General features: G+C 41.4%; 11 protein-coding genes. 2 read left to right on the top strand and 9 right to left on the bottom strand.

The genetic code is table 11. The features are described 5' to 3' along the window. Positions 1–85: 85 nt before the first annotated feature. Complete coding sequence (locus tag ACGLYD_RS11140; RefSeq protein ID WP_399633197.1) at positions 86–1,561, bottom strand: YdiU family protein; 1,476 nt, start codon at positions 1,559–1,561, stop codon at positions 86–88. Between the two features lie 495 nt (positions 1,562–2,056). Here ACGLYD_RS11140 and ACGLYD_RS11145 point away from each other — a divergent pair, with 495 nt between their 5' ends. Beyond that, a complete protein-coding gene (locus ACGLYD_RS11145; RefSeq protein WP_399632994.1) occupies positions 2,057–3,004 on the top strand; it encodes a nucleoside hydrolase in 948 nt (315 codons plus the stop codon). A 12-nt stretch (positions 3,005–3,016) separates the two neighbouring features. Here ACGLYD_RS11145 and ACGLYD_RS11150 read toward each other — a convergent pair whose 3' ends face one another. Genes ACGLYD_RS11150 through ACGLYD_RS11160 form a run of 3 tightly spaced genes read right to left on the bottom strand, consistent with a single transcriptional unit; the run spans position 3,017 to position 6,747 of the window. Beyond that, a complete protein-coding gene (locus ACGLYD_RS11150) occupies positions 3,017–4,141 on the bottom strand; it encodes a Ger(x)C family spore germination protein (RefSeq protein ID WP_399632996.1) in 1,125 nt (374 codons plus the stop codon). Next, the gene (locus ACGLYD_RS11155; protein ID WP_399632999.1) at positions 4,138–5,250 is read right to left on the bottom strand and encodes a GerAB/ArcD/ProY family transporter; all 1,113 of its coding nucleotides are present in this window, start codon (positions 5,248–5,250) and stop codon (positions 4,138–4,140) included. Before ACGLYD_RS11155 ends, ACGLYD_RS11150 begins: the two co-directional genes overlap by 4 nt. Beyond that, complete coding sequence (locus ACGLYD_RS11160; protein ID WP_342538626.1) at positions 5,251–6,747, bottom strand: spore germination protein; 1,497 nt, start codon at positions 6,745–6,747, stop codon at positions 5,251–5,253. Between the two features lie 519 nt (positions 6,748–7,266). Between ACGLYD_RS11160 and ACGLYD_RS11165 the strand changes: the two genes are divergently transcribed. After that, a complete protein-coding gene (locus tag ACGLYD_RS11165; protein WP_067210719.1) occupies positions 7,267–7,887 on the top strand; it encodes a hypothetical protein in 621 nt (206 codons plus the stop codon). Between the two features lie 236 nt (positions 7,888–8,123). Here ACGLYD_RS11165 and ACGLYD_RS11170 read toward each other — a convergent pair whose 3' ends face one another. The 5 genes from ACGLYD_RS11170 to hydA all read right to left on the bottom strand — a co-directional run bounded on the left by ACGLYD_RS11170 (position 8,124) and on the right by hydA (position 14,169). Continuing rightward, a complete protein-coding gene (locus ACGLYD_RS11170; protein ID WP_067210720.1) occupies positions 8,124–8,327 on the bottom strand; it encodes a hypothetical protein in 204 nt (67 codons plus the stop codon). 18 nt (positions 8,328–8,345) lie between these two features. Next, on the bottom strand, positions 8,346–9,803 hold the full coding sequence (locus tag ACGLYD_RS11175) for an NCS1 family transporter (RefSeq protein ID WP_399633002.1): 1,458 nt from the start codon (positions 9,801–9,803) through the stop codon (positions 8,346–8,348). Positions 9,804–10,118: 315 nt separating this feature from the next. Beyond that, positions 10,119–11,381 (bottom strand): NAD-dependent dihydropyrimidine dehydrogenase subunit PreA, encoded by a 1,263-nt coding sequence (gene preA, locus ACGLYD_RS11180; protein ID WP_399633004.1) that lies wholly within the window; start codon positions 11,379–11,381, stop codon positions 10,119–10,121. Between the two features lie 12 nt (positions 11,382–11,393). Then, a complete protein-coding gene (locus ACGLYD_RS11185) occupies positions 11,394–12,737 on the bottom strand; it encodes an NAD(P)-dependent oxidoreductase (RefSeq protein WP_231885681.1) in 1,344 nt (447 codons plus the stop codon). A 28-nt stretch (positions 12,738–12,765) separates the two neighbouring features. After that, entirely contained in the window at positions 12,766–14,169 is a 1,404-nt protein-coding gene (gene hydA, locus ACGLYD_RS11190; RefSeq protein ID WP_399633007.1) for a dihydropyrimidinase, read from the bottom strand. Positions 14,170–14,184: the final 15 nt, after the last annotated feature.

Genomic DNA, 14,184 nt, shown 5'->3' on the forward strand with positions numbered 1-14,184 from the left:
TAGTCATCCCTAAAATAAAATAATGCTACCCAATACATAAGGTAGCATTATTTTGTACTGCTAGCAAACCATGAAAAGCCAATTATTAAGTCCCACAAAATGTTTGGTAAGGCCTTGTTGATTGCGCGGGAAGTGTGGAATAATCATCCTTCCCAGGAGTGTACGCATACGGATTTGATAGAACTTCTAATAGCCTTTCCATCACAATGTAATCACCTTGGTTCACCGCGGCTTCTAGCGCAGCTTCTACCCGATGGTTCCGTGGGATTAGTACAGGATTACTATCCCGCATTAACTGCTGTGAGCTGATCTTTGATTCTTGCTGTTTGCCTAGTCTTGACTGCCACAGTGCATACCAGTTGGTAAATTCCGGAGTACCAAAAAGGACATTATCTTCTAAATTATCATACGTTAACGCGCGAAAAGTATTGGTAAAGTCAGCGCGATGTTTCTGCATTAGTCGAAGAAGGTCTTCAATAAGGGATTCATCCTGTTTCTCTTCATTAAATAGTCCTAGTTTCGCTCTCATTCCCGCGAGCCAATTCGCATGATAGTGCTCAGGGAAATCGGAAATGGCATCTTGCGCCAGTTTGGCACCCTCTGCATAATCTTCATGCAGTAATGGTATTAGGGTTTCAGCAAATCGCGCAAGATTCCACCCGACGATATTCGGCTGATTGCCGTAAGAGTAGCGACCTTGAATGTCAATGGAACTGAAGACCGTTGCTGGGTCATAGGTATCCATGAAGGCACACGGACCATAATCGATGGTCTCCCCACTTATCGTCATGTTATCGGTATTCATTACTCCATGGATAAAACCAACCATTTGCCATTGTGCAACCAAGGCGGCCTGACGCTTGATCACTCCCTGAAGCAACGCAAGATAGCGCCTTTCATCAGTTTCAACTTCAGGATAATGGCGCTGTAGTGCGTAGTCGGCCAAAACTTGTAGTTCCTCATCCGTTCCCCATTTTGCAGCGTATTGAAAGGTTCCGAAGCGTAGATGACTGACGGCCACACGAGTCATAATGGCACCTGGAAGATCGGTTTCACGGATGATAAATTCACCGGTTGTCACTACTGCTAGACTTCGAGTAGTAGGAATACCAAGCGCATGCATGGCTTCACTGATGATGTATTCGCGTAACATTGGTCCAAGTGCCGCGCGACCATCTCCCCCGCGGGAATAGGGTGTTCGGCCCGAACCCTTAAGCTGAATATCAAACCGTTCACCTAAAGGGTTTATCTGTTCGCCAATTAACATAGCCCGGCCGTCCCCTAACATCGCAAAGTGCCCAAATTGATGGCCCGCATACGCTTGAGCAAGCGGCAAAGCGCCTTCAGGAATTCGATTCCCAGCAAGCACTGCCACTCCATCTTCGCTTTGCAACTCATGGACATCCAATCCCAAGGAAATTGCCAAGGAATCATTGAAAATGATCAACTTCGGTGACTGTACAGGGTTAGGACTGAGGTTTGTAAAAAATGATTTTGGCAGACGGGCATAACTATTATCTAAATTCCAGCCTGATTCTATTAGTTCTTTTCGGTTTGTCATCGTATCTTCTATCTTCCTTTCGTCTGTTTGCCTGATTTTTTTATATAAAACATAAATCACGGTATCCCTATCCATAAGGTAGTCCTTCGTAGTGTCTTCTTCTGTTAATTTAGTATACCCTTTCCACACGTTGGTAACTCCCTTAGTTTTTCGCTAACTATGCAGGGTGCACTAATGTGTTTCCCATAAGTGTCGTATACAGTGACCGACAGCGTAACTACACCAACATTCTCAGTTCTTTATCATAGATTTTTGTCGTTTAGATGCGCGTGTATTTCAAGCATCACTCAAAATTCACGCCACATTTTAACACGATATTTGAACCATCAGGTCAGTGTGATATACCCGGCCATTTCACCATAATATAGTATAAATGGATTTAACTGAAATCCCGTGTGGATAAGAACTTTCCTGCGACACATACTTTGGTAATACACAAATTGAGCACAGTTTTTTCAGTTCAGTAAATAATTACACTGAAAGAGGGGTATTCTATTGGCAAAAAAAGTTCTTTTATTTGGTGATATTGGAATAGATGACACAGTGGCCCTTATCTACGCCCACTTTAATGACGAGATTGATATCGTCGGAGTGGTAGCCGATTATGGGAATGTATCAAGAAAAGATGCAATGTCAAATATTCGCTATTTGTTTAACCTATTTAATTTCCCCAATAACATTCCAGTCATAAGTGGTGCAGAAATGCCGCTGACTGCCGAACTCCCCACCTACTATCCGGAAATCCATGGCGTACATGGTCTCGGACCCATAGTACCGGATGACTATGAATTCGTGATAGAAAACTTCCTGGAGATTGTAAATATAATTAAAATGTATAAGGATGAGCTGATTATCGTAAATATTGGTCGCCTGACTTCACTTGCTACATTGTTAATTCTTTATAAAGAATTAATGGGCAACGTGAAGGAATTTTATATTATGGGGGGAGCATTTGGGGTACCTGGAAATGTAACACCTGTCGCGGAAGCAAACTTTCATGCAGATCCTGTAGCGGTGAAAATCGTCCTTTCTTATGCCAATAATGTCACAATAATCCCTTTAAACGCAACACAAAAAGCAATTGTCACACCTGAAATGGTCGATTATATTGATCACTTTGGAAAAACCGCAATCTTTAAGTCGTTAATGGACTTTTACACCGAATTTTATCAAGAACGGGATCCAACTCTTCAAGGAAGCCCCGTGCATGACGCGCTTACACTTATGGCGGTCATACACCCTGAAATGTTTACGTTCAATTCGCACCCTATCGAAATCGGTCAGCAATTGGAAGGAATTACAAGGGGACAAAGTATTGCTGATATACGTCCAGCTGACCAATTATATGACAATGAAAAAAATCACCGCATTGCATTTGACTTGGACTACGAGACATTTTTCCACAACTTCCTGTCTGTCATGACAGGTAAACAGTCAAAATAAGGCGAGTACTAATCATTCAAAAACTCCACTTCTAAGCAGTGTAAAGTCAACATGGACGTTAACTTTCATTTCCTTGTACAACTCATGCCATTTCTCTTCCGTCAATTCAGAATGACGTACAGAGCTTCTATAAATCTCACCATAGCCAAAAACATCCGAGCCAATGTTTTGGCAATAGGCAATTATCCTTGATATTTCACTCGACAGACTCTTACTGATCGCTTTTTCAAGTGCTTCCACCTTTTTAGAATTTCCAACATTAACGTTAGGTTTTATTTCTAATAATCTTGCTTGCACTGTAAGGTATAGGTCAAATTCAGGAGTTTTTGGATTGACTAACTTCACTTCTTTATGCGTTTTTATAGGATCGAATACCAGATTAATTTCATCAGGAGGATCCTTCAGTAAAGATGAAGGTAAATCATCCCCTTTAATTTTCAATTCAAATACTCCAGCATGATAATCATCTCGACTTAACTTCACATAAAAGCTATCATCGATAGAAAGTTTACCTATCATTTTGTCCTTTTTAAATAAAGCGATTCCAGAAATCTCTATTAGCTCCTCATCTCTTCTTATAATAGGCATCGCTATGTCCCTGCCCATGAAATAATAATCTTTGGCTACGTCATGAAGAGTGGATGAAACCACTTGCTCACTTTTAATATTTTGCTCTACCAGCTTATAAATATGTTCCCCAATATCCTCTATATCTGGGTATTGGTATTCCAGTAAGGCTTTCGTTTGACCTTCAACAACTGCCATAATAATATCCCCACTCATTGCAGGATTTTTCAACAAATTTTCAATGTAATGACCAATACCGTCTTGGGCAAACTCTTCACCGAATAAGACCCCCCTCAATTGTCCGCTCATTATTTTTTCAGCTGCTCTGCGATTGATTTTTGAACGTGTCCCTTGACTTGTTTCGTTTTCAGCAGTAATAACTGCAACTTTACTTTCTAACTCTGTGCTCACTTGGCGAACAACCGCTGTAGTCTCTACGCCTTCCTCTTTACCCAAGTCATAGCCAATTAAAGTGACTAAACCTACCCTTTCAAGGAGTTTTGTTTCTGCACATCCTACCAAACCAATGAAAAGAAATAGCAGTAGTAAAAAACAACAAAAATTTTTCATTCTATTTGCTCCTTACGTGATTTGATTTTCCTTTTCGCCACTGCTAAGACATACAAGATGATAGGATAAACAAAAACAATATAAAACGCCACCTGGCCAAAGTAATTATTAAATGTATTTATTTGAAGTCGAGTTTTAAGTGTTAAGCTTACAATTAATATGATGAGCGAGAATACCCAGACGAATTTATTCGCACTTACCTTTACTAGTCGTCTGGTTCCGCGAAAAGCAGCCCATAGAAATAGACACAGGTTCGGCAAAATAATCAACATCCAAAAACAAACCGCTATATACTCAAATCGTTCAATGAACGGAAATTTAACAATACTAAATAAAGACAAAGTCGCCCAAATGGTTTTAGTTAATTGTTCCCCGCTGAAGTAAGTTAACGAAACCAACATGATGGCAAGGTAAATCAATGTCGTCACGAACAAACCAAGATGAATATTTTTTTTTGCATTCTTTTTATCCTTTATAAAGGGATAAATCACATATAATATTTCAAATCCAACAACCGTAAAAGTCATGGACTTTACACCTTTCAGTATTTCGCTCATATTAGCCTCTAAAATCGGAAGAAGGCTTCTCAATTCTATATATTTCATTGGATAAGCCAACATCGGGAAAAGCCATATGGAAAGTATAAAACTAAAAAAAGAAACGCCTACAATTACCCGCAGACCACCGGTAAACGTGTAAATTACAATTAATAGCAATGAAGCCGCAATAAACCAAGTATTTAAATTCGGAAAAACCCATGTTTGAACGACCTCAATATAGTTTCTCAAAACGGAGAAAAAGGCACCTAAACAATAAAAAATATAAATGATATTTAAAAAATTCCCTAGCCATTTACCAAATACATCTTGATGAATTCCGTATAAATCATTTGAACCGTATATTTCCAACGTTTTAAGCATGAAAATTGCGATAATATGCGTGGCGAGACCTGCGAGTAGTACAGAAATCCATGCATCATGTTTTGCGTCCTGGTATATAATCCGTTGAAATCCTTGAATCCCGATTCCGATTTGAGCGGTATGAATGATGAAAAAAAGTAGAAAAGCATTAATTGTATCAGTGGGACCAATTTGTATGGAATTTTTCACTTATTTCACCTTCTGTTCATTTTTCTCAGGATTTATCGGTTGCGGCTCATATTTATCTTCATCCTCCGGTCTGGTATTTGAAGGTCTCTTAAATGTAAACGGCAACGGCAACCTGACAAGACTATCCCGCCAATCAAGCAAGCGAGGAGGATAAAAAGGCGCTGTATACGGCGAACCTAGGCTTGTTTGACGCAAAAGATGGATTAGGATAAAACAAAGCCCCAGCATAATGCCGTAAAATCCCCAAAGTCCTGCTAATACTATTAACGGAAACCGAATGATTCTGATGACATTACCCATCATGTAACTTGGTGTTGTGAAGGATGCCAACGCCCCTAAGGCGACGATAATAATTAAAATATTACTCGTAATCCCTGCTTGTACGGCTGCGGTTCCAATAACAATACCGCCAACAATACCGATCGTTTGACCAACCTTCGACGGTAATCTAACTCCAGCTTCTCTAAGTAGCTCAATAATGAGTTCTAAAAGTAGGGCTTCAAATAAAGGGGGGAAAGGAACCAATGCTCTTGATTCACTTAGCGGGACTAAAAGAGATTGCGGAATTACTTCATAATGAAATGTCAATGCTGCTACATATAAAGGGGATAAAAAAACAGATAGGACGACTGCACTAAATCTTAATAACCGGGCAAATGTAGCAATTTGCCATCGAAGATTTTGATCCTCCTGACTTTGGAAGAACTCAAGAAATGAGTGTGGGCATACGATTGCAAGGGAACTTCCATCCACGATGACCCCTAATTTGCCATTCAAAAGTTCAGCACAAAGCTTATCCGGTCTTTCTGTTAGTAACATTTGCGGAAAAATCGATAAAGAGTTGTCGTCTATCATTTGCTCAAGAATCGAGCTATCTAATACCGAATCCACTTTAAGGTCGGCAATCCTTTGTCTTAGCGTATTCACCATTTCATCGGAAGCAACGCCTTTAATGTATAACATCGCAATCGTTGTCTTCGATTGCTTTCCAACTTCTAATTTTTCATTGCATAGATTTGGGTTTTTTATATACCTCCGAATCAAGGAAATATTTGTCGACAGACTTTCAGTAAACCCAACTTGGGCACCGATTACCTGGGATTCGTTTTCCGGTGCTGATAAAGCCCGTGATTCATTGGTGGGGATATTAGCCAATACAACTTGCGAGTACCCTTCAACATGAATAAGTACCGTTCCATCCATCATTGCAATTACGGCTTCCCCTATTTCATCAGCCAATTTCACCTGCGCTATTGTCAGGGTGGATATTATATTTTCTGGTGATTCATTTGTATGCTTCAACAAGTCCTTAAGGATATGATTATTTAACGTCGGGACATCCACTAGGTTCTCTATATAAATGAGCGTAAGATTCGGTAATATCGATTTAGTGATTAAATCAGATGAATTGTGAGTAGCATCTTTTATCGACTGAATAAAAATATCACCAGAAGTTGATATCTGTATTTGTATTTCTTCTGTGTTTTTTTCAGCCACAACTCTTGCCTGTTTTTCCTTGGAAGATTTTTTGGACTTTTTGTAAAACAGTAGACTCACCTCATTTGTATCTTTGTCCCTAGAATAGCCTTTTGAGGGAGAATCTATACCCTTCTTTCGGCTTCAGTTAACGGGGAGAGATGGGGTTAATGGGGCGTACGCACTCTGTCTCCCCATTTTTTAAGGCGTTGTTTTTTCAAAATATCCTGGAATTGGTCATTGCAATCAACTACAGTTATTAGCCAATTTGGAAATACTTCAGTCAAAAGTAGCGTACGAATTCCCGTTCTAATTCCGTATCTAAAATCTGTAGTTCATTTTCTCTAACTATATTCACCTATGAAAATGCTTTTATGTTGAGCACTCACTTCTAAGTGCTAGTCTAGCAAAAACTACCTAAAACCAACCTCTATACCAATCCCTTCCAGACACTTCGTTTTTCAACATAAAGGGTTCAGCTCTTCCTTCTGCGGGTATCACAAGTTGTGAAGCTTGTTTTACAGAAGGGGATATATATATATGTTTGGACTCAAAGATTTACTGTCATTGATTACTTCAGCATTTATCATCTTACCTCTTGTCATTTTTCTGAGGGAGTCTGGTTATTTTATTGTCAGTGGCATTTTCGGTGTTAAGAACCCAAGGTTGACCATTGGATCAGGTCCTCGGATTTTCAAAATCGGATTCTTTGATGTGCGAAAATATTATCATGTGTATAGTTGGTTTTCCTATGACTCATTGAAAAGAAAAAATAATTTTGCATATATATGTGTTTACTTGGGACCGATTCTTTCCAATCTTGTATTTGCTGTTACTATAAATGCACTTCTAGCCAATGGGATGCTTCACGAGTATAGAACATTTTGGGAGCGATTTATTTTCTATGCGTTCTATTATGTACTTTTTGACGCCATTCCCATGATAACTGTAAACGGTAAGCCGAATAACGGAATGATCATTTATGAAATGCTACGGCATGGTAAACGAACCGACTACAATAACGAGCCTTTTATCCCAGCGACTAGTGACGTAGAAGAGCAATATCAGAAAGAAATGGAAGGTATTCAAGAACTGGAAGAGGATAAAAAAAAGGCTAAACAAAGTATTATAAAGGAAATCCAAGACTTAAAGAAGAAATGAATGAATACACTCCTATCCCATCACGTGTATGAAATGTTTAACAAAAGAGGAAGTGAACCAAAACTTATTGGTGAACTTCCTCTTTCTTGGTTGCAACGTCCTACATTTTCCACAAAGTTTATACCTTCATATTGGCCCCCCTTTGCTAATGAAGATCATTGTACAACTTTAAAACTCTATTCTAGTAAGTAATAGAATAGAGTTTTAACCGCATCATATTAAATTGACATGCCTTCTTACAACTGCGTTTGTTCTTGGAGCTTTGCCGCGAGATATTTACGCGCGTCGGCGGTCAGAATCTGCAACCGAACTTCTTCCTGCCGTTCAAACTCGACAAACATCCCGCTTAAATTTTCATACACATAATGGACTTTAAAGCCCCTATCTAAATAGTCATCTACTTTTTTCATTTCATCCATGCTTAGTAAATGATCAGACATACACACACCTCGCTTTTCTTATTCTTCACCTTTTGCTTCGATTTCTTTCACGACAATATCGTCCCAATCGTGACCAACTGTAATACCTAAATACTTGGCGTCACTAGGATCGTCTAGTTCGGCTTGCGGGTACTTTTTAAACCACCAATATTTCGCCAAGACATAGTACACGAGTGCCCCCACGAAAAAGCCCACCAATGAAGAATACGTTGGGAACATATTCGCTAAGACACCACCAATCACCCAAGCGATTAGCCCCGCTAAGTTAAAGCCATTCATATACTTATATTGGCCGTCTAACTCGTACAGATCTTTTACGTTCACACGACGTTTACGGATTAAATAATAATCGGCGAATAATATCCCCACAATTGCTGTTAAAATACCACCAATGATTAACAGCGCATTGACTAAGACGCCAAATAAGCTCCAAGGCTGTGCTAAAATCCCAATAATTCCCGCAATGATAACCCCAGCCCAGAACGGTACTCTGGGTCCACCAATGTTTGAGAAAATCGTGGCCGCAGGAATCACGTTTGCGGACGTATTTGTCGACCATTGCGCTAACACAATCATCAGTAATAAAATTCCTAACGCAATTCCACTTGCACTTTGCTGCAAGGCATTTATCGGATCAGCAGATGCCACGGCCATATAACATACTGCACCAATGGCTACGATAAATGTGTTGGTAATCGGCATCACGATTAAAGAACCAACTAACTGTGTTTTATTGCGTTTGAACCAATTGCGCTCATTTTTTGGCGCTTTAAAGAAACGTGATAGTGTTGGCATATCAGCTGCTAACGTTGCCCAGAATCCCATGTTCGCCATCATCACGACCATGAAAGCAGTAAAAGCTGCCATCCCAGTCGTTGGTGATTCCACCCATGCCCACACGTCTTTCCCTTGTGCCGTTGCTTTATCGGCAAGCGTATAGTACATCCAGCACGATATTAAAATAATAACCGGCGCCGCAAAATCCGCAAAGCGCTCAATGGATTTAATGCCAAGCGATGTGTTAATTAACTGCAATGCCGCAAAAATAAGGAAACATAAAAACCAATTATTAAAGTCGAATAATAAATTCAAAATCCCATTGATGGCCATTGCACCAAAATAGGTGTTAAGACCGAACCAACAAGCCGCTGTCACCCCACGAACGAGCGATGGTATATGCGTGCCAATTGTACCAAATGGGGCACGCATATAAACCGGGAAGGACAAGCCGTGCTCAATACCAATATCACCGATTAATGTCATAAATACGCCGATTAAAACAGAACCTATCATTGTCGCCAAAATCACCATCGGCAATGGCAAACTTATAATAGCAGATCCACCAATTGCAAAGGCGGCTAAAACGATGGCCATGCCTACCCAAATCACTGCAAAACCAAATGTCCCGATACTTCTTTTTTGATGTGTAACTGGAAGTAAATCTGGTGATTTTAAATAATCCCCACCATTCGCCATTCATGTCTCTCCCCTATAGTAGATTTCCAGTTAACAATGAAAAGCGGCTGGCGCCTGGAGCCTGGACACAATGAATAGCGGAAGGCGCCTTGATAGACCCGAAGAGCGCTGGATGACCTTAAGATAAATGCGCTCTTTGCCCCTTTAACTTAGAACTGAAGCGACTCGAGCGGCTAGGCGCTTCAGTCTAGACACTGCTCCAAGTCTAAAAACGTATACTTTCTTACCTGCAAACAAACAATTGACCTCTTTTTTATGGCTCTACACCAAAATCTGTACTTGAGAGCATATTCCACTACTGATGAACTTTACTTTTTAACGAGCAAAACTGCTGATAAGTGATTGACGGTCGTTCCAAGTCATTGGCGCAATAGAGGACATTCTTTCGACCATCGAAATCGCACCTTCTACTGGGCACACAATCGAGCATAAATTACAGCCTACACAATCTTCTTCACGCACCTTTAGCATCGGACGACCACTCTCTGTGTACATGTCAATACATTGATGTGACGTATCTTCACACGCAATATGGCATTTATTGCAATTAATACAGACATCATTATTAATTTCAGCAACAACTTTGTAGTTTAAATCTAAGTCACCCCAGTTAGAATAACGTTGTACCGACTGACCGACAATATCCATCACCGAGGCAATGCCCTTCTCATCCAGATAATTATTAAGTCCGTCAATCATATCTTCGACAATACTAAACCCGTGGTGCATCGCTGCAGTACAAACTTGTACGCCTGTTGCACCCATCAGCAGAAATTCCGCAGCATCCTGCCAATTTGAAATCCCACCAATGCCTGAAATTGGTACATTGACAAAAGGATTTCGCGCACATTCTGCGACCATATTTAGTGCAATCGGTTTGACAGCAGGCCCACAATATCCGCCATGTGCCCCCTTCCCACCAACATGTGGAACCGTATTCCATGAATCTAAATCGACACCCGCTAAGCTGTTAATCGTATTAATCATACTAACGGCATCTGCCCCGCCACGCACTGCCGCTTCCGCCGTCATCGTAATATCCGTAATGTTTGGCGTTAACTTGACGATAACAGGTGTACGTGCAACTTCCTTCGCCCAGTGCGTTTGCTTTTCAACCAATTCAGGGACTTGACCAGAAGCAGCCCCCATTCCTCGTTCTGCCATCCCATGTGGACAACCAAAATTAAGCTCAAGACCATCAACCCCGACAGCTTCTACTTTTTTAACAATCTCATGCCACTTTTCCTGCTGTGGCTCTACCATTAATGAAGCGATAATGGCATGATTAGGAAACCTTTTTTTCGTTTCAAGAATTTCCTGTAAATTAACCTCTAACGGACGATCTGTAATGAGCTCAATATTATTAAAGCCCGCTACTCTCTGTCCGTTAAAGCTGACAGCCGCAAAGCGCGATGAAACATTTAAAATTGGTTCACCCAATGTTTTCCAGACTGCGCCACCCCAGCCCGCTTCAAATGCACGTTGCACTTGATAGCCCGAATTAGTCGGTGGTGCAGATGCTAACCAAAATGGATTCGGTGATTTAATCCCCGCTAAGTCAATTCGTAAGTCCGCCATGCTCCATCCCCCCTATGCGATCTCGCTCGGTTTTCTTAAACGCTCATGAATGATGTAAGCAGCATCTTTACCTTGCTGTGCAGCTGTTACCACCATTGCTTCCCCTTGGCCATTACCAAACACGACATCTCCACAGGCAAACACTTTGTCATTCGATGTTTGCATAGTCGTTTCGTCAATGTCTACTACTCCATTCGTATGTTGTAATCCAAACGCTTCAATGAGTGAGACAAAGCGCGTTTGTCCAATTGCTTTAATGACCGCGTCCACCTCTATAACAAACTCAGACCCTTTGATTACTTCAGGTCGTTGCCTGCCGTCTACACCCGCCTCTCCAAGTTTCATCTTGACGCATTCAAGTCCCACTACTTTCCCTGCCTCATCACCGATAATTTGTTTCGGCGCTGTTAGCCACTTAAATCCAACGCCATCCTGCTTGGCAAATTCATATTCAAACTGATAGGCAGTCATCTCTTTTTCTGTTCTTCTATAGAGAATGTCTACCTGCTCCGCACCTAGTCGCACAGCACAGGTTGCACCATCGATAGCTGTGTTACCAGCACCGATGACCGCAACACGTTTACCGATTAAGTCTTCTGTCAGTGCACCCATTTTCGTGTGCTTTACAAACTCAATGGCATCATGAACGCCAGCTAGTTCCTCACCTTTAATGCCAAGATTAGGCACGGCCCCCATACCAACCGCTAAAATAACACTGTCATATTGCGCTAAAATTTCTGCAGCAGAAATATCCACGCCTACTGTTGTGTTTGTTTTAATGTCAACACCAAGCTTTACAACTTGCGCCACTTCCCAATCCACTACATCATTCGGTAATCGGAATGACACGATGCCGTAGTTGCCCAAGCCACCCGCCTTTGCTTCTGCTTCAAAAATTGTGACACTATAGCCAAAGCGACTAAGCTCACGTGCTGCCGATAAACCAGCTGGACCAGCGCCAACGATCGCTACCTTTTGTCCATTTGATTGACCTTTTTTAAATAGCTCGACGTCTGATTCCATCGCCCAATCTGTTGCATAACGTTGCAAGTGCCCTATTTTAATAGGCTTTGTCGAGGAATTTAACACACATGCACCTTCACATAATTCCTCGGTCGGGCATACTCGCGCACAGCTTGCACCAATCGGGTTGGCCTCCATAATCGTCATGGCCGAACCTTTCATATTACTGGAAGCAATTTTCTTGATGAAATTCGGTATTTGAATACTTGTCGGACAAGCTGTAATGCAAGGTGCGTCATAGCAGTACAGACAACGATTAGCCTCTTCTTGTGCTTCATTTTTTGTCATCCTGCTAGTCATTTCCACAAAATTCCGTTCGAGTTGCGAAGTCATTGAAACATTCCTCCTCATGGATTGATGTTTACACGTTGATTGTTTGCGCGGTCGTCGGTTGTAGTGCACGCTTGATATATCGGCCACTGCCTAATGCTCCTACAAATTGTTTGTTTTTAATGACGTATTCTCCACGCACAAGTACACTGATTGGCTCTCCAGTCACTTCCCAGCCCTCATACGGGTTGTAGTCTACATTCATATGATGGGTATTCGCTGAAATTTCACGTTTTACCGTAGGATCAAAAATTACGATATCGGCGTCAGAACCAATAGCAATCGTTCCTTTTTGTGGATATAAGCCGAAAATTTTTGCGGCACTTGTCGAAATCATATCGACAAAGTCATAGATGGAAATTCGCCCTTTCGCCACACCTTCAGAAAATAAAATGCTGAAACGATCTTCGATAAACGGTCCACCATTTGGTATTTTAGAAAAGTCATTTAACCCTAATTGCTTTTTCCCGTTAAAGCTAAATGAACATTGGTCCGAACCAATTGTTTGCAGTTGCTTGGCTTTTAAAGCATTCCACAAATGCTCTTGATGATATTTCGGGCGAAGTGGCGGTGACCAAACATATTTCGCCCCCTCGAAGCCTGGCTGTGCTAACGCTGACTGATCGAGCGTTAAATAAGGTGGACATGTTTCGCCATACACGTCATAGCCCTTTTCACGTGCTGCGATAATTTCATCCAAAGCCTCTTTACACGTCACATGTACAACATACAGCTTGGCACCTGCGATATGCGCTAGTTCAATGGCCCGTTTCGTCGCCTCACCCTCTAATTCCGCGGGACGTGTCAGTGCGTGATAAATTGGCGCCGTCTGACCAGCTTGCTTCGCCTCCTCAACTAATTCATCGATGACTGAGCCATTTTCACAGTGCACCATGACAACAGCGCCAATGTTTTTTGCAATTTTAAAGGCTTTGAACAGCGTACGGTCTGTCGCCTGGAATTCTTTCGCGTAAGCCATGAACACCTTGACAGATGTAATCCCTTCCTGCTCTAGTAACAACGGTAACTCGGCCTCTGTTTCAGGCGTTAAATCACCAATCATTAAATGGAAACCGTAGTCAATGGCTGATTTGCCCTTTGCTTTTACATGCCACTTTGCCACAGCCGTCGCAAGTTTTTCTTCACCCGCAGATAAGCAAAAATCTAAAATGGTCGTCGTCCCACCAAATGCTGCCGCAACTGTTCCCGACTTCCAATCATCGTCTGTCACCGTGTTGTTGAACGGCATATCCAAATGCGTATGCGGATCAATTCCCCCAGGCATCACGTATTTACCCTTAGCATCTACAATTTCCGCTCCATAAGCTGATAAGTTTTTGCCGATTTGCACAATTTTGCCGTTCTCTATTAAAATATCTGCCTCATACATATCTGTTGCTGTCACAATGAGTCCACCTGTAATCACTTTTTTCACACTACCCTCACCCTT

The organism is Sporosarcina sp. SG10008, assembly GCF_044569405.1.
Taxonomy (GTDB): Bacteria; Bacillota; Bacilli; order Bacillales_A; family Planococcaceae; genus Sporosarcina; species Sporosarcina psychrophila.